This window comes from Cohnella luojiensis (assembly GCF_004564235.1).
Taxonomy (GTDB): Bacteria; Bacillota; Bacilli; order Paenibacillales; family Paenibacillaceae; genus Cohnella; species Cohnella luojiensis.
Genome location: NZ_SOMN01000014.1, coordinates 62,709 through 79,278 on the forward strand (window position 1 = coordinate 62,709; position 16,570 = coordinate 79,278).

Genomic DNA, 16,570 nt, shown 5'->3' on the forward strand with positions numbered 1-16,570 from the left:
CACAATTTAAGTCGACTCTCGGATGACAAGCTCGCTCGTATATTCGTTAAGCTTGGACAAAACCTTTTCTTGCTTGATTAAACGGTCCAGCATCACAACCGCATCGTGCCCGATCTTGCTGTTATCCACTTTGATGGTCGTTAGCGAAGGCGAATACATGGCGGCATATTCGATATCGTCAAAGCCCATCACCGCAACCTGTCCGGGGATTGGGACGGATCGTTGCTGCAGAAGTTTCATCGCGCCAAGCGCCATCATATCGTTGGTCGCGAATAGAGCGGTAAAGCCCTGTCCGATAAAATAATCCCATTGCTCTTCCAGAAGACGGTACCCTTGCTCAAAGCTTGATTCGGGGGAGTAATAAACGCTCATCTCGATATTTTCGTCCATTCGTTCCATGCTTTCCTGGAATCCTCTGAGTCGCAAATTATGGCTTCTATGCTCCTGCGGACCGGCGATTACAAAAAAGTTGCGGTGACCCAGTTGATAAAGATAAGAGGCCGCGTGGCTCCCTCCTTCCTCATCCATGCTCACGAAATGCATCACCTCCGGATCGTCCGTCGAACCATTTACCATCAGATAAGGAATATTGAATTTCTTGACGTATTCGATAACGTTCTGTCGCAATCGGCTGATCAGAATCAATCCTTCGACCCGCTTCTCCATCATGAAGTCGGTGGAACTCAGCGACATCCCTCGGTCCGTGGCAAGGTAAACGGAGTATCCCATGGCTTGGGCGGCCACTAGAATGGAATCGACGATTTTACCGTATATCGGATGGGAAACGATCGGTTGCTGATCACGATAAATGATGACGCCTATATTGTTCGTTCGTTGGGAAACCATTGCCCTCGCCACCGCGCTCGGCTTGTACTTCAATTCCTCGACGACGCTGAGCACGCGCTCGCGTACTTCCGGACTGGTATAACCTTTACCGGAGATGACCCGAGAAACCGTCGACTTGGAAACGCCGACGCGCAAAGCGATTTCTTTGATGTTATAAGCCAATTCCCGTTACCTCCCGCTTCACTCTTGCCGCGGCGGCAACATTCTTGGTCGTTATCGAGCGAACGCCCATCTCGGCGAATCGTTTGATCTGACCCTCTTCATTTACTGTCCAGATGTATACGGGCAAGCTGTAATCGGCCGCTATCTCGAGTAACGGCGGTTGAACCAGTTGATAGGGCATATTCAGTCCCAAGCATCCGGCGCTTCTCGCGTGATCGCATGTTTTTCGGATGGCATCCGTATAGCTCAAGGTCTTAAAAATCCGGACATCCGCGTTGAGAAGCTTGAATAATCTAGGGTTGTGTTCCTGGGCCTTACGTGCCGATTCGTATTCGCATCCCGTTAGGAAAACTTGGTCGTGCAAGCCGAGCCTTTCGACTAAATCGGATACCGGCGCGATGCACAAGTCCGTCTTCAGATCCAGGTTCATGATTTTTCCGGCATTGCGTACAAGCTCCAAGGCCTGTTCCAGCGTTGGTATTAGCGTTGACACTCCATCGCGCAGCTCATTGAAGGTCATTCCGGAAATCCGGCTCTCGGTCCCGTTCTCCAAGCGAACCGTATCGTCATGGGAAAGCACGAGGATGCCGTCTCGCGTGACGTGAATGTCGTCTTCGATAATGTCTGCCCCGTATGAAATCCCGGTTTCGATCGATAGCAGCGAGTTCGTAGGCGTGTCCATACACCCGGTATGAGCGGTAATCAGCGGGAAGCTCTTCACTCGTTACCTCTCCCCTCATTGAAATAAATGGCATTCGTAAATGCGATAAGTGCTCTTGCTCCGTGAACGGTTCCCCATAATTCAGCCCTAACCCAGAGTAGTCCGCCTTCCGGGATGTTCATTCGATAAACCTCATCCTCCGCTCCGACGGATCGTTCGGCCACCATTCCCGCATTTCCTATAATCTTTAGCGCAAATTTCTGTTCAGGGAGCTCCCACAATCCTTGCCTATTTGAAAAAACCGTTTTTACATGGCCCCAATACCCGCCGAAACGTTCATTGTGATCGGACCCGGGAGCCGGAACACTATCGCCGATTCCGAACCGCGAGCTGGCCGATTCAACTTCCATTGTTACTAGCGGTCCAATCGTCACGACAGCACTTCCGTGGCGCAGCGCATGAACTGCGTCTTGAGCAATCTGCTTCATCTCATTTGGCTTATCCGCACGAAGGCCGAGATAAGTGACGGATACGGGTTCCTCCGTCGCGACTTGCGCATGCCAATCGCGACCGGATGTAGCAGCGATTCGGCAGCCTTCGTTCAGTCGGTCAGTCCATAAGGAGAAAGCGCGAAGATTATCCGTCTTAATGGAAGGAAACGTGCCCGACCATACTTCGATATAATCGATGTCGTCCCAATTCTGAATTTCATACTCCCAATAACAGCCGGTACAGATGGGACTTCCTATTCGATAGGGATGGGCCATACCTACAAGCCCCGCCTTCTGGTGAACTTCGGATATTCCCTTGTAGATGTTGTGCGGTTCGGACGTACGCCAATCCACGAACTCTTGTAAGCCGAGCGTAAGCATGTGACCGTGGAACGTTGTCCATTCCATGCCCGGAATAATGGTTACGCCCCATTCCCGTTCGACTTTCTCGCGATCCTCGATACCGGACAACGTATTGTGATCAGTTAGCGCGATGCATTCGAAGCCCAGCTTTGCCGAGCCTTCGGCGAGCTCGCTTAAGGTTTGTCTGCCGTCGCTATGATAGGTATGGGTGTGGAGTTCGCAGGCTAACCAATACATTACGTTTCCTCCTCCGATGCCCAAACCGTAAGATGATAAGAACACTGTTCCGTTACAATGGAGTGTAAACTGAGCGTTACGCTCCATATTCCTGCAACCATCCGGCCCTTCGTCAATCCTGGCGAGGAATCCCGCTCCGCAAGGAACAACAACTGCTCCGGATCGTGCCGGTGACACGCTCCTCTGTTGCCTTCGGGATCATCCACCGAAACGGTAATCAGATTGGTTAAAGGCAGATAACGTTCCCAGCCGCCCTGAAGCAGCTGCTTTTGTTCCGGAGCGGAATATAAATCAATTCCCGCCATAATCAATGGTTTGGCGCGTTCGTTATCTTCAAGAACTTTGGGACTATAATTGAACCTGATCCATATTTTTGCGGTTGGATGATCCAGGTTAAACCGGTGAGCGAAATGTTGTCGGGAGTCGTCCGGGGTAACCTGCCCGGTAATGTAAAGAAGCATATAGTCTCCTTTGGTTGTGACATGATTGACTTAATATGGGAACGATCCCACAACAAATATATCATACCTCCCGGCTATTCGGCAGATATTATCGGAGTTTGCGTTTTTTGTTAAAATAGACTCCCCTATTACCAATAATTGAAGATGGGTATTGTCCCGCTAATAGAATAGGATAGAGTGAGTGAACTCTACTCAATTACAATCGGAAAGCGAGTTGCAAGAGAAATGAAGCGCATCTATGCCATCGGAAGAGCGATGGTTGCCCTTATTTTATGCTTTACATTCACCATACAAATGCATCGCGCTGCGGCAGCCGATATCCGTCTGCCATTCGACGATATTACCCAGAACTTCGCTACGGAAGCGATCATAAATCTATCGAAATTAAAGCTCATTTCCGGAACGGGAGGACGCAACTTCGAGCCTGCTAAACCCATTACGCGGGCCGAGCTTGTCGCATTGCTTGACCGCTTGCTCGGGATTTCTCCCGTCTCTAGCGCGATCCCTTCTTTCTCTGACGTGCCGAAGACGGCATGGTTCTATGAATGGGTACAGCCAGCGATTCAACTGGGCATCGCACATGGCACATCGAATACCCTATTCGAGCCGAATCGCCCGGTCACCCGCGAGGAAGCAGCCGTATTAATGACCCGGGCATTGAAGCAGACTTCGATAAGTCCTCCTGCCGATTCCGAATCCAATTACCTTGACCATGATCGAATACATTCGTGGGCGCTTTCGTCCGTCTATCAACTAAGTCATTTCGGAATAATAGAAGGCGAGAGCGGGAACTTCCGCCCTAACGATTCCATTACTAGACAAGAAGCGGCCGTGATGATGTATCGTGCATGGACACGACCTGGTTGGTCCGAACAGATTCGCGCGACTCCTCCTCAACGAATCCAGCTAGGTTGGCAGTATGGGCAGACAACCCAGCAATTCGAGCAGCAGGTCGCACAGTCCCACGTGAATACCGTCTCTCCGCGTTGGTTTTACCTAGGGAAGACAAGTACGGTCGAAAATCATACCGATTCGTCTCTGATTGAATGGGCGCATAAGTATGGAAAGAAGGTGTGGGCGATGGTCGGCAACCATTCCGATCAGGAGATCACCCACCAGATGTTATCCCATTCGGATCAACGCCAAGCCTTTATTCTAAAGCTGACTAACCTCGTTCGGTACTATGGCATTGACGGTTTGAACATCGATTTCGAGAACGTGAGTCCTCAAGACCGCGATTCGTTTACGACCTTCATCAAGGATTTATCTCAGAAAATGAGGGCCATTCCAGCCGTATTATCCGTAAACGTATCCCCTGATTTCGGCACGGATTGGACCGAGGTGTTTGACTACTCCGCATTGGGGAGAAACGCAGATTATATCGTCCTTATGGGATACGACGAGCATTGGGGCGGGGCTCCGGAAGCAGGATCGGTCTCCTCTCTTCCCTGGCTTCGGCAAGGCATCGAAACCCTGCTCACGCAAGTGCCTGCTCGCAAAGTCATTCTTGCCCTGCCGCTTTATATGCGTAATTGGACGATAAGCTCAGCCGGAAAAACCTCTTCCGCGGACTGGAGCCTTGTCCAACAGAACAAAACAGTGAACACAAGACTGTTAAAGACGGCTTGGAATGATACGCTTGGCCAATATTATGCGCACTATAGTGATAAAGCTATGCTTAATAAGCTATGGTTGGAGGATGGCCGTTCGTTATCCCTTAAAGTCATGTTAGGCGAAACACATTCCTTCGCCGGTTACGGTTACTGGTATATGGGAGGCGAGAGCCCAGACATCTGGACGAGCTTACGCAATGTCATGAAATTCGGTTCTTATTCGTTCTCATAAAGGGGCTGTCTCAAAAGTCAAATTTGGATTTTGAGCCCCCACTTTCGATGAATAATCAAGCCAAAGTAAAACCTCCATCCCCACTTTGATAGTGGATTTGGAGGTTTTCTTGTTCATATTTTGGGATTTACTTAATCAGTTTTATCCTTTTGGGAAAGCCCATTCTTCACTCATAAATCCTCTCCACTCACGCAATTAGTAAACCTACGCAAACTACGGTGCCTCAAACTAGCCCCCAGTACGCAATTAGTTTGACTAAAGCTAACTGCGAGACACCGCACTGGTCTAGGCGCACGTTTAGTTAGACTAAAGCTACCTACGCCCCGCCGATGTGACTCCGTGCACCTATTTAGTTAGACTAAAGCTAACTACGCCCCTCTGCGCCGACTCAGAGACCCTATTTAGTTAGACTAAAGCTAACTACGCCACTCCGCGCTGACTCCGTGCACCAATTTAGCGCAAATGAGGACGAATTATTAATAGTAGCAACAACTATTCCTACACCAAGTTCGACCTGGTCCAAGATAAAAAAGAAGCTGCTCAAAAGTTTACACTTTTGGGACAGCCCCTTAAACTTGTTTCCTTAGAGAGTACTCGATGCCTGAACAAGAAGCTTGGACAACATCTCATAGTCCATCGATTGTCCTTCGCGGATTTTAATCCACTTTCTTTCCGGAGGACCTTCGAACTGGCCTTTCGGTAAATCAAGACCTTCCGCGTTAAAGATCATAAAGGCTACAGCATCCTTAGAAGGCGTAATGACCGCAGCGTACTTCCCGTTCTTCAGAAAATGAGGTTTCTTGTATTGAATCCGCTCCGCGACCTTAGGTGAGGAATATTCCTGTAAAGGGATAATCAAGAATTCACGTTGAACGGGAACCGTGAATATAAGCTTTCCAGAGTAAAGTTCTCCTCCCGATCAACACCCTCGGCAAATAAAGCAACGCGGCTCAGAACTTGGACGGATTGGATAGGAAATTTGCCTACGGAGCTTTCGGCGGAAAGCATCACTGCGTTCGTGCCATCTTGCACGGCTTGAAAGATATCCGTTACTTCCGCTCGCGTGGGAACCGGATGCTCGATCATGGACTGAAGCATTTGCGTTGCCGTGATGACATAAGTTCCGGATGCCTTGCATTCCTTTAAAAGAGTTTTCTGAATGAGCGGAACTTGTTCGAAGGGGAGTTCGACGCCGAGGTCTCCCCTTGCAATCATGATTCCTTCCGAATGAGCGGCGATATCCCTGAAATTCTTTACGCTTTCCAACGTTTCGATCTTGGCGACCAATAGCGGAACGGTCCCGCTTAATGATCGGCATACCTCCCTGATCTCTTCCAAATGAGCGGAACGGCGAATAAAGGAGCAAGCGATCAAATCGACTCCTTCACCGAGAAGAAAAGCCAGATCTTCGCGATCCTTGTCCGTAATCGCTTGAATGTGCAACGTGGTTCCCGGAAAGTTTACGCCTTTGTTGCTGCTTATTTTCCCGCCAATCAAACAAGTCGTTTTCACCCATACAGGGGCGACTTCGGTAACCTCCAACTTAACCTCGCCGTCATTAATCAGAACGGTTGCGCCAACGGCGATATCCTTCGTAATGCCCGCGTAGTCGACATTCGCCCGCTGATTATTTCCCGTTACGGGAGTAATCAGAAGATCATAAGATTGACCTTCCTTAAGAATTACGCCGTCGCCTTCGAATTCACCCAGCCTGATCTTGGGACCTTGCAAATCAGCCATTATTCGAATCGGCTTACCCAATTCCCTGCTGGCCTCCCTTAGAAATTGAATGACTTCCCTATGGCTTTCATGGTTTCCGTGCGACATGTTTATCCTGGCGATTGTCATACCGCCTAACATCAGCTCTTTAAGATTTGCATAGGAGGCACTGGCAGGTCCGATAGTGCATATCAAGTCGATACTCATTTTTTCCGATCCTCCGATTCGCTTTATTAAATATCCTGCTTCTAACTCACGAATTGAATGAGCAGCTGGTTAAACTTATCCCGCAATTCCCAGAATGATCCATGAGAAATAAGATATTCATCCGCGCAGAAATAGGTGAGTGCCTATCCTCATTTTTAATGACGCTAGGCAGTGAACGATTTAGGCAAATGCACATAAACTGAAGCCTAGTATATTAAAGGATGTGGGCATTATGTATCAACAAAATACGCCTTGGACGGCATGGACTTACCCCCGGTCCGGTCAAAGCTACTACGTTTACTATCGCGACATTCAACAGCCCCTCACCTTCGTGCTCGTTCACGGTTCTTGGGCAGATACTCGTTTTTGGGATGGCGTAGCCGCGGAATTGCGTAGGCAGGGGCACGCCGTATACGTTCCTGAGTACGCCGGCCATGGAGGAAACCCGACCGTTGGCGTGACTCATGAAATGATTACCCAATCGGTTACGGATTATATTACGTCCCACCAATTGCGGGACTTTATTCTCGTTGGGCATAGCTTTGGCGGCACGGTCATCCAGAAAGTCACGGAACAGATCCCCGATCGAATCAAACGGTTAGTATTCCTCAATGCATTCGTCTTGAATGACGGAGAGTCTCTTGCGGACCAACTTCCCCCTCCGACGAGAATGGCTTTCGAACAACTCAGGAAAGCTTCGAAGGACGACACGATCATGTTGCCTTTCCCCGTATTTCGGGAGACCTTCACCAACTTAGCCGATCTCTTATTTGCCCAACAAATGTACAACCGGATAACTCCCGAACCCGCGAAACCTTTATTCCAGAAGCTGGATCTCAAGAAATTCTATTCGCTTGATATTCCGAAAAGCTACTTGTATTTGACGGAAGACAACGCCTTACCCCAAGGCGAAGGATATGGTTGGCATCCGCATATGTCCATTCGGCTCGGCCTGTTCCGTTTGGTTAAAACGCATGGCGATCATTTCTCCACGATCATAGAAGATCCCGTCCGCATTGCACGGAAGTTATACGAAGCTTCTAGAAACTAAAAAAGCCCTCCAGATCGTCTTTATGATCGGGAGGGCTAAGTTAACCTCATTAATTATTCATTTACGCCGAAGGCTTAACTTCTGCTACTTGCGGGTTGAGAATTTTTACTAACATGACTAAAGCATCCGTTAAGATTTCAACGCCTTCATGGAACGATAGATCAGAAACTAGCAGCTGGTCACCAATACCGAGTTTACTAATATCGACTTCGAATGCCGCGAATAATTTGTCCGGCATACATCGAATCTCCACTTCGTGGACTTCAATTTGAAGGATACCACCTTCTACTACCCCAATAGGATCTCCGGAGAAATGAATCGTAGCTTTCGTATCAATGCTTTCGTTCATATTGATCTGGTGAAAATCTACGTGAGTCCATCTCCCCGTTAACATATCCTTCTGAATCGCTTGGACAAGAACAGGGTGTTGACCACGTTCCGCGATCGCAGCTTGCAGGATAGCTTTAGGATTTTTCTTCAACGCGGCGAACAGTTGTTTGCCGTTGACTTCAACCGGGATACTTGTAAGCCCTACTCCATATACGACGGCAGGAATGAATCCTTGCTTTCTCAGTTGTTTCACGTGCGAAGAGGGAAGATTAGACCGATCCGTTAATTGGATAGTGTTACTCATTGCTTTAGCCCCCTCATGAATTGTCACAAGCTTAACACGGTTATTCGCCGATGTACAATTTTTATCGAAATTGACAGATATTGATTAGGGTGCTATTGTTTATAGACGAGGTGAAATTTTCCAAAATATTTTATAATATCATATCACATCGATCAAATCAATATGTATATCAACCGTTTTACGTGCCAAATGAATATTCGCTTCCACGCCAGAAATAAAGACAACTTTATTTCTTTTTTTTATTGATTTTGAATGGAATTTTTAATTATTCGAGGAGGTTATTGGATGGAAAACAAGTTAAATAAGAGGAATGTAGCCTTTCTAGGTACTTACCTTCCACGGGAATGCGGACTAGCTACTTTCACGCAGGATATGATGAATGAACTAGAGAAGATAAGAGACTTTAATCCCCCTCGTGTCGTAGCCGTTAACAATAACGCGACATACGCCTATGGCAAGAAAGTGATGATGAGCTTTAATCAGAATCACAGATGGGAATACATTAGGATTGCTTTGGAATTGAATCGATCCAATGTCGATCTCCTTGTGATCCAACACGAATTCGGTATTTACGGCGGGGAAAGCGGAGAATATGTGCTTGATCTTGCGGAGAGGCTGACCATTCCTTTTATCGTTATCTTCCATACGGTTCTAACCGCTCCGAATCCAAAACAATTTCAGATTGTCGCGCGCCTTGGCGAATTAAGCCGTCGATCCATTACGATGGCACAGAGCACGGTTGCGGATCTTCATAAGATTTACGGAATTCCGGCTGCTAAAGTCAGCATGATCCATCATGGAGTCCCTAGCGTCGAAACCGAATCAAGGGAACAGCTAAAAACCCGCTATGGGTATGCCGATCGTCAGATTGTTTCCACTTTCGGTTTCTTAAGCCTGGGAAAAGGTATTGAATATGCTATTGAGGCCATGAGTGGTGTCAAAGTAAAACATCCCGATGCTTTATATATCGTTTGGGGCAAGACGCATCCTGTCGTGAAACAGGAAGTCGGCGAAGTGTACCGCCAGAAGCTAGTTGATCTCGTCTCTCGGTTGGAGTTGAACGAAAATGTGATTTTTGTAGATAAGCTGCTAACGCAAGAGGAAGTAGTTCATTCTCTCGTTCTATCAGACATCTACATGACTCCTTATTTGGGCAAGGAACAAGCCGTAAGCGGCACTCTTGCTTACGGAATCGGTTACGGAAGAGTCATCATCTCTACGCCCTACCGATATGCAACGGAAATGTTAGCGGATGGCAGAGGATTGCTCGCCGATTTCCGCGATCCGAAGTCTTTGGAAACAAGCATTCTGGACATCATGGATCATCCCGACAAGAAGAACCAGATGGAACAAAAGACCCTTGATCTCGGTCGCACGATGATATGGAACCAAATTGTCCTACAATATGCCGCAATCATTCGGGATTCAGTCCAATCCGAAACCCAATATACGATCCAAGGGAGTGTGATTTAATGGAGAAAGTGAAGATTAAACCATTGAGATCGGAATATTTGCGAAGACTTACGGATGACACCGGCATTTTCCAACATACTAAGTTCGGGATACCCGATCGCAGCAAAGGCTACACTACCGATGATAATTCACGGGCATTAATTGCCGCTGTCATGCTGCACGGGAGTTGCGAAGATGAAGGTTGGATCGATCTCATAACTACTTATTTATCCTTTGTCCATCATGCCCAGAACGAAGATGGAAGCTTTCGCAATTTCATGGATTACAACCGCAATTTCATGGAGGACTTAGGCTCGGAAGATTGTTTAGGCCGATGCTTATGGGCGCTCGGATTCACGCTTTCAGAGCCCTCCGTTCCCGATAATCTTCATAACAGCTGCAGGTATATGATTAATCAAGCCCTTCCCCACGTCGCCGCTCTGCGCTCTCCAAGAGCGATAGCCTACGCAATTGTTGGGCTTAGTTACTTACTCGAAACCAAAGACTCCCTCTCATATGCTTTTCCTTACCCCTATACTGAAAAAACAGATGCCGCTTCTCATTTCCTGCCGCACAAAAGGATAAGAGAATTAGTAGAAGAAATGGCTGATCGTCTACTTTTGCAATATGACCATTACGATAGATTGGATTGGCATTGGTTCGAAGATAGCATCACGTACGGTAATGCCATGCTGCCTTGGGCCTTGTTCAAAGCTTCGCGTATAAGCGGAAGAACGGATTTGCGGCATACGGCGAAGTCTAGTCTGGACTTCCTTGCATCGCTTACCTTCACGGGGGAAGGTTATTTCAAACCCATCGGAAGCAACGGATGGCTTGTGCGTGGCGAAGCTGCCGCACTGCATGACGAACAGCCGATCGAGGCTTGCGAGATGCTTCTCGCTTTTCAGGAAGCTTATGAGAATCTAGGGAGTCCTTCTTACCTCGATAAGGCTAACTTATGCCTGGACTGGTTTCATGGTCGCAACTCCAGTAATCAATCCATGATCGATCCGCAGACTGGCGGTTGTTATGACGGGATTCATCCAAGCGGATTGAACCTAAACCAAGGTTCGGAAAATATCATCTCCTACTGCATAGCACATACGGTGATCCACCATGCATAAGTTCGTGACGATTCTGGCAGGTGGAGGCGGTACGCGGTTCTGGCCTCTTTCCCGACAGGAAATGCCCAAGCAATTATTGAACATTAGCGGCAATGACATTATGCTTAACGACACGATAGGACGGTTTAACGGCGTCATTCCGCTAGAGAATACGATCGTCGTAACCAATTCGTCGCAAGCCGTTCAATTAGAAAGCATCATGCACATCAGCGTACCCGCAAGCAACATTCTCGTTGAACCCATCGCGCGCAACACGGCGGCAAGCATCCTCTACGCGGCATTGTTCATTAACCAGAAATTCGGCGATTCCTTAATGGTCGTTTCTCCCTCCGACCATCATATTACCGATGAGGCAAAGTACAAGAAGACGCTATCCGAAGCATGCTCCGTTGCCGAAGAAACGAATAAAATCGTAACGATCGGCATCAAACCGACATTCCCTTCCACCGGTTATGGCTACATCTCCCACTCCAGCGAAGCTTATTTGACCAAGCCATGCAACGTCTATGAAGTTGCTGAATTCGTTGAGAAGCCTAGCTTCATTGTTGCGGAAGAATACCTGTCTTCGGGAAACTATTTATGGAATAGCGGGATCTTCATATGGAAAACGTCGGTAATTATAGATCACTTCAAACGATACCTTCCGCGGTTGTATAAAACGATGTTACCCCTCGTTGATTATCTCGATCGGGATCATCAGAAAGATATCATTCGCGACATATATCCGAATCTCCAAAATATATCCATCGATTATGGAGTCTTGGAGAGAAGCGATGAAGTGGTGGTCATTTCCGGAGATTTCGGTTGGAATGATATTGGAAGCTGGGATGCGCTTGGCGCAATCATTCCTCCGGATGAATTCGGCAATATCGTGAAATCCAAGCATCTGGGTATCCAGACGAGGAACTCCATCATCTATGGAGAAGAAAGACTCATCACTACGATCGGCATAGACGGCTTGATAATAGCCGACACGAAAGACGCCCTATTAATCTGCTCAAAGGATAGAGCGCAAGACGTTAAAGATATCGTCGTCTTGCTAAAGAAGAACGGAATGCGGGAATATATTTAAATGTCGTTGTTCTTTTACACTAATATGTTCAGGTATTTGTACAAGCAATTAAGCTTCAGAATTCATACCTTGTACTAAAGGGGGTGTGAATATGAATTTGGGACCTAGTTTCTACGTTAACCACAAATCTTATGGGAAATGCGATTGCGGTTGTCATGACAAGAGCAAATCTCACGGTAAAAGCAAATCTCACGGTAAAAGCAAAGGTTACGACAAATCCAAGCATGAGAAGTGGTCTTGCAGTTGTCATAAAGATAAGGACAAGTCTCATGGACATCACAAATCTTGTGGACATCACAAATCTTATGGAAGACAAAAGTCCTGCGGATATTACCAGCCTCGATCCTGGTTATGATCGGTTGATTTTTTTATATCATGCATGAATAACAAGCCACCTAACCGTATACGGCAGGTGGCTCATTTATTACTTATATAGGTAAGAGTACTGTCCAAGCATTTAACCTTACACATATAATGTCATGTGATGAGAGATCACAATACACAAGCGGCGGTGATATACATGAGTTACGCTGGAACCGGTGCAATGGGTGCTGCAGCTTTTGCGCTAGTGCTTTTCATTTTGTTGGTTATTATTCTTAAAGCCGGTTACTGACAATTCCGGGACCAATCCCACCCGCCATCCTCTTGTAGAATGGTGGGTCTTTACATATAAATTCTCTTATGACATGTCCTTTCTCCAATTCGATTTCAAAAACCCCCTTCTTATTCCGCGCTTTAAAATCGATTGCCTCGTTGCTTGCCATTACAATCATATTCCGTACATCCCCCTCATCCACCGCCGGCAGGGAAAAAGCCTTTGCATACGCAAAAGCTTCCCTGAGTGTCGTATAAATGCCGTTAAGCAGCCAATCGTTTTTGGGTTTTCCCATAACATTCATGAAAATAACTCCGCGGGAACCGAGCTTTTCCATGGTCATTTCAAAAAATTCTAAAGTAGTGAAATGAAGCGGGATCCCCTTGTGGGTGAAGGCATCCAAGATAATGTAGTCGTATGAATTCGGTTGTTCATTCTTTAGAATCTCGCGCCCATCCCCTACTTCAACATTATTCTTGCTGTATCCAAAAAACTTCTTGCTGATTTCCACGACAACCTCGTCGATTTCCGCTACTTTAAATCGCTTGTCCGGGTAGTGGCCTGCGATCTTCCCAATCCCATGCCCGATGATAAAAACGTTCTCGAACGACGGATTATTTAACTCCATTAAATGCATCATTGCTCTCTGGTAATCTAACACGATCCGCATAGGATCCTTCAAGTCTATCGCGCCTTGTATCGCATCATCCGCAAACTGCAAGCATCGAAATTTCCCCATTTTTCCATAAAGCTGGTTAGTATCGTATACCGTAATTTCATTAAACTTGCTGAACTCCTTGGCTAGCAGATGCAAATCATCCACCTCTTTTTCGCAACATTTAAACGTTCTAGATATGTAAAACCAATAATATAGACATGCTTTGGAAAAGCTATGTTTGAATGGAGGGTCAAGATATGAGAATGGCAATCGGATTGGGATTATTAATGGGGATTTTGATTTTCACAACCGCCACATCTACGTTACCAGCGAAGAGAATGGTCTCCACCGTAATCGCTTCACCCACGGTACAAGATGAAGATAACGGGCAAACGAAGGCTTTCCGAGCCGGCAGGGGCAGCTTCAGATCGCCGAGAAGCGGCTACACTGGCGGTGTTCGAGGACAGCGCCCAGATACGAATGCTCCCGTGAATCGAACGCCCGCAAATCCGACTAACCGATTTGGCGGTTTTTTCGGAGGAATACTTGCTGGAACCTTGCTTGGCAGCTTACTAAATCCCTTCGGTTTCGGAGGCACGGGAGGCTTCTCGTTCATCGGTTTGCTTTTCTGGGGGTTAATCATTTACTTCGTCTTTCGTTTTCTACGAAAAAGGTTTGGCGGCAGAACTCGATAATCCGGACTTAGCTATAGGGAATGAAAGCCGAGGTTCGATTTCCGCAACCTCGGCACTTTTAAACATGGAGGGCGGCTATTATCTGTTCCACTGCTTCCACGGCTTCTTCGACGGTTTGCGCTGTAACGACCGTCTTGTTGTCCGGGTTATAAGATGACGCAGTATGTGCATAGCGTAGGTCATAATAATAGACAAGCAGCAATTCAACGGCACGGTCGTATTTACCCTCTGTCAAACTCTGTTCGATCTCGGCAGCAATCGGGGTATGAATGCGCGATTTAATATGATGAAAAGATTTCAAGCATTCCTCTTGATGTTCCCATGGACGATAATCGTCCAATATGTGCTGGACTCGCGCTTCAAGAGGTAACTCCAACCAAATCTGATGCCCCTCTTCTTTCTTCTGCACCAGTTGGTCCGGCAGGACGACTTTGCCGATTCTTTTACTCTCCGCTTCAAATAATAAATAACCGGATTCCTTTTTTTCAACTAGTTCGTCAATAAGCAGCGCATCGAATTTTTTCTGGTTGTGGGCTTTCAGGCCGATGTTTCCGAATACGGATCCTCGATGTCCGGCCAACGCTTCGAAATCGAGGACAGGATATCCCCGATCCTTCATAGTACGAAGAATGGCCGTTTTACCGCTCCCCGTATTCCCATGAAGCACAATCGCGGGAGGAGTTACGACGAGTTCGTCAAGCGCTTTAACGACCCCTTGCCGATACGCGCGATACCCGCCTTCTAAACGATAAACGTGAATTCCCATGAGAGACAACAACGTTGCGGTTGTTTTACTGCGCATGCCGCCTCTCCAGCAGAATACCGCCTTCTTACCGGGTATCCGCGAGAACTGCTTGATGAAAGCCGGCAGCTTAGCGGAAACAATCTCAAGGCCTCGCTCCGATGCTGCTTGGACACTGACTTGCTTATATAGGGTACCGATCTCGGCACGTTCTTCATCATCGAAAAATGGAATATTCAAGCTGCCCGGAATGGTTGCATCGTCATATTCGGATGGAGTTCGGACATCGATCGTAACGAGTTCCTTCTTCTGGCGCAGCGCCGACAGTTCATCTTGCTTTAAATCCTGAAACATAGATGTGCCCCTTTATCAATCTTCAGCTGTTATCGTTACGCGACTTGGATGGTCTTGAGTAATCTCGCCGATTAAGCTCGCTTCAACTCCGGCTTCCTTCAGCTCTTGCAGTAAGGAATCCGATTGATCTCCCGCAACCGAAATCAGCAGTCCTCCCGAAGTTACGGCATCGCAAAGAATCCATCGCCCCGTTTGATCCATCTCATCCGGAAAGGTGACATCGTTCTGTACATGAGCGAAATTATTTTTCGTTCCGCCGGGTACGAATCCGCTCTCCGCGAGCTCTCTTACCCTAGGCAGCAGCGGCACGGCTTTATGATGGATCTTTACGCCTACCTTACTGCCTTTGGCCATCTCTAAGGCATGTCCAATTAATCCGAACCCCGTCACATCCGTACAAGCGTGTACGGGATACGGTTCCATAATCTCCGCGGCCGTTTTATTCAACGTGGCCATAACGCTGGTGAGGCGCTTCGTCTCTTCTTGCGATAACTGATCTTTCTTGATCGAAGTTGTCAAGATGCCCACTCCGATCGGTTTCGTTAAGATCAAGCGATCCCCGGGTTTCGCGCCGGCATTCGTACGCACTTTCTCGGGGTGAACGAGACCTGTAACGGCCAGGCCGAACTTGGGCTCTTTGTCATCGATGGAATGGCCTCCGACTAGCGTGGCACCAGCTTCCCGAACCTTATCCGCTGCGCCTCGCAAGATTTCGGAGAGAACGCGCTTGTCCAATGTCGAGATAGGAAAGGCTACAATATTTAATACGGTTAAAGGCTTTCCGCCCATGGCATAGATATCACTGATCGCGTTCGCCGCTGCTATCTGTCCGAAATCATAAGGATCATCGACGATCGGAGTGAAGAAATCGACGGTTTGAACAAGAGCTAATTCATCGCTTAACCGGTAAACTCCCGCATCGTCGCTCGTATCCAATCCGACGAGCAAGTCCGGATTGGGTTGAGCCGGGGGAAGATTGCGTAACACTTCCATTAAATCGGCGGGTCCAATTTTGCAACCGCAGCCTCCTTTGCTCGATAAAGAAGTTAATTTAATGTTATTCATCATTTCCATTTGGATATCACGTTCCTTTCATGAATATTTAAATGGTACACGATCACGAAGGGGGAAGCAATTATTCCAACCTAATAAAGCAAAGAAGCCGACAGATGTCGACTTCCACCATCTTACATATTAGATT

General features: G+C 47.4%; 16 protein-coding genes. 6 read left to right on the forward strand and 10 right to left on the reverse strand.

Features of this window, described 5'->3' with window-relative positions; translation table 11 throughout:
• Positions 1 to 6: 6 nt before the first annotated feature.
• From E2980_RS11890 to E2980_RS11905, 4 genes are read right to left on the reverse strand one after another with little or no spacing between them, the layout of a single operon-like run.
• Positions 7 to 1,008, reverse strand: coding sequence for a LacI family DNA-binding transcriptional regulator (locus E2980_RS11890; RefSeq protein WP_135152390.1), 1,002 nt, complete (start codon positions 1,006 to 1,008; stop codon positions 7 to 9).
• Positions 998 to 1,729 carry a glycerophosphodiester phosphodiesterase gene (locus tag E2980_RS11895; RefSeq protein ID WP_135152391.1) on the reverse strand — a complete coding sequence of 244 codons (732 nt, stop codon included), beginning with the start codon at positions 1,727 to 1,729 and terminating at the stop codon, positions 998 to 1,000. The genes E2980_RS11890 and E2980_RS11895 overlap by 11 nt, the downstream gene beginning before the upstream one ends.
• Positions 1,726 to 2,760 (reverse strand): CehA/McbA family metallohydrolase, encoded by a 1,035-nt coding sequence (locus E2980_RS11900; RefSeq protein ID WP_135152392.1) that lies wholly within the window; start codon positions 2,758 to 2,760, stop codon positions 1,726 to 1,728. The genes E2980_RS11895 and E2980_RS11900 overlap by 4 nt, the downstream gene beginning before the upstream one ends.
• Entirely contained in the window at positions 2,760 to 3,221 is a 462-nt protein-coding gene (locus E2980_RS11905; RefSeq protein WP_135152393.1) for a hypothetical protein, read from the reverse strand. Before E2980_RS11905 ends, E2980_RS11900 begins: the two co-directional genes overlap by 1 nt.
• Positions 3,222 to 3,446: 225 nt before the next feature.
• Here E2980_RS11905 and E2980_RS11910 point away from each other — a divergent pair, with 225 nt between their 5' ends.
• On the forward strand, positions 3,447 to 5,066 hold the full coding sequence (locus E2980_RS11910; RefSeq protein WP_240703003.1) for an S-layer homology domain-containing protein: 1,620 nt from the start codon (positions 3,447 to 3,449) through the stop codon (positions 5,064 to 5,066).
• Positions 5,067 to 5,649: 583 nt separating this feature from the next.
• Here E2980_RS11910 and E2980_RS11915 read toward each other — a convergent pair.
• Complete coding sequence (locus E2980_RS11915) at positions 5,650 to 5,925, reverse strand: DUF1801 domain-containing protein (protein WP_240703004.1); 276 nt, start codon at positions 5,923 to 5,925, stop codon at positions 5,650 to 5,652.
• A complete protein-coding gene (gene pyk, locus E2980_RS11920; RefSeq protein ID WP_135152395.1) occupies positions 5,922 to 6,992 on the reverse strand; it encodes a pyruvate kinase in 1,071 nt (356 codons plus the stop codon). The genes E2980_RS11915 and pyk overlap by 4 nt, the downstream gene beginning before the upstream one ends.
• Before the next feature lie 232 nt (positions 6,993 to 7,224).
• Between pyk and E2980_RS11925 the strand changes: the two genes are divergently transcribed.
• Entirely contained in the window at positions 7,225 to 8,043 is an 819-nt protein-coding gene (locus E2980_RS11925) for an alpha/beta fold hydrolase (protein WP_135152396.1), read from the forward strand.
• Between the two features lie 61 nt (positions 8,044 to 8,104).
• Here the strand turns inward: E2980_RS11925 and E2980_RS11930 are convergent, their stop codons facing one another.
• Positions 8,105 to 8,677 (reverse strand): 50S ribosomal protein L25, encoded by a 573-nt coding sequence (locus E2980_RS11930; protein WP_135152397.1) that lies wholly within the window; start codon positions 8,675 to 8,677, stop codon positions 8,105 to 8,107.
• Between the two features lie 285 nt (positions 8,678 to 8,962).
• Here E2980_RS11930 and E2980_RS11935 point away from each other — a divergent pair, with 285 nt between their 5' ends.
• The 3 genes from E2980_RS11935 to E2980_RS11945 are packed head-to-tail and all read left to right on the forward strand — an operon-like array spanning position 8,963 to position 12,325.
• Positions 8,963 to 10,150 carry a glycosyltransferase family 4 protein gene (locus E2980_RS11935; RefSeq protein ID WP_135152398.1) on the forward strand — a complete coding sequence of 396 codons (1,188 nt, stop codon included), beginning with the start codon at positions 8,963 to 8,965 and terminating at the stop codon, positions 10,148 to 10,150.
• Entirely contained in the window at positions 10,150 to 11,253 is a 1,104-nt protein-coding gene (locus E2980_RS11940; protein ID WP_135152399.1) for a glycosyltransferase, read from the forward strand. Before E2980_RS11935 ends, E2980_RS11940 begins: the two co-directional genes overlap by 1 nt.
• Positions 11,246 to 12,325, forward strand: coding sequence for a mannose-1-phosphate guanylyltransferase (locus E2980_RS11945; RefSeq protein WP_135152400.1), 1,080 nt, complete (start codon positions 11,246 to 11,248; stop codon positions 12,323 to 12,325). Before E2980_RS11940 ends, E2980_RS11945 begins: the two co-directional genes overlap by 8 nt.
• A gap of 596 nt (positions 12,326 to 12,921) precedes the next feature.
• On the opposite strand, the gene E2980_RS11960 is transcribed toward E2980_RS11945, so the two are convergent.
• The gene (locus E2980_RS11960) at positions 12,922 to 13,734 is read right to left on the reverse strand and encodes a spermidine synthase (protein ID WP_135152441.1); all 813 of its coding nucleotides are present in this window, start codon (positions 13,732 to 13,734) and stop codon (positions 12,922 to 12,924) included.
• A 101-nt stretch (positions 13,735 to 13,835) separates the two neighbouring features.
• Here E2980_RS11960 and E2980_RS11965 point away from each other — a divergent pair, with 101 nt between their 5' ends.
• Positions 13,836 to 14,273 carry a hypothetical protein gene (locus E2980_RS11965; protein WP_135152403.1) on the forward strand — a complete coding sequence of 146 codons (438 nt, stop codon included), beginning with the start codon at positions 13,836 to 13,838 and terminating at the stop codon, positions 14,271 to 14,273.
• 58 nt (positions 14,274 to 14,331) lie between these two features.
• Here E2980_RS11965 and mnmH read toward each other — a convergent pair whose 3' ends face one another.
• Positions 14,332 to 15,369 (reverse strand): tRNA 2-selenouridine(34) synthase MnmH, encoded by a 1,038-nt coding sequence (gene mnmH / locus E2980_RS11970; protein WP_135152404.1) that lies wholly within the window; start codon positions 15,367 to 15,369, stop codon positions 14,332 to 14,334.
• A gap of 15 nt (positions 15,370 to 15,384) precedes the next feature.
• On the reverse strand, positions 15,385 to 16,434 hold the full coding sequence (gene selD / locus E2980_RS11975; RefSeq protein WP_420808647.1) for a selenide, water dikinase SelD: 1,050 nt from the start codon (positions 16,432 to 16,434) through the stop codon (positions 15,385 to 15,387).
• Positions 16,435 to 16,570 lie beyond the last annotated feature (136 nt).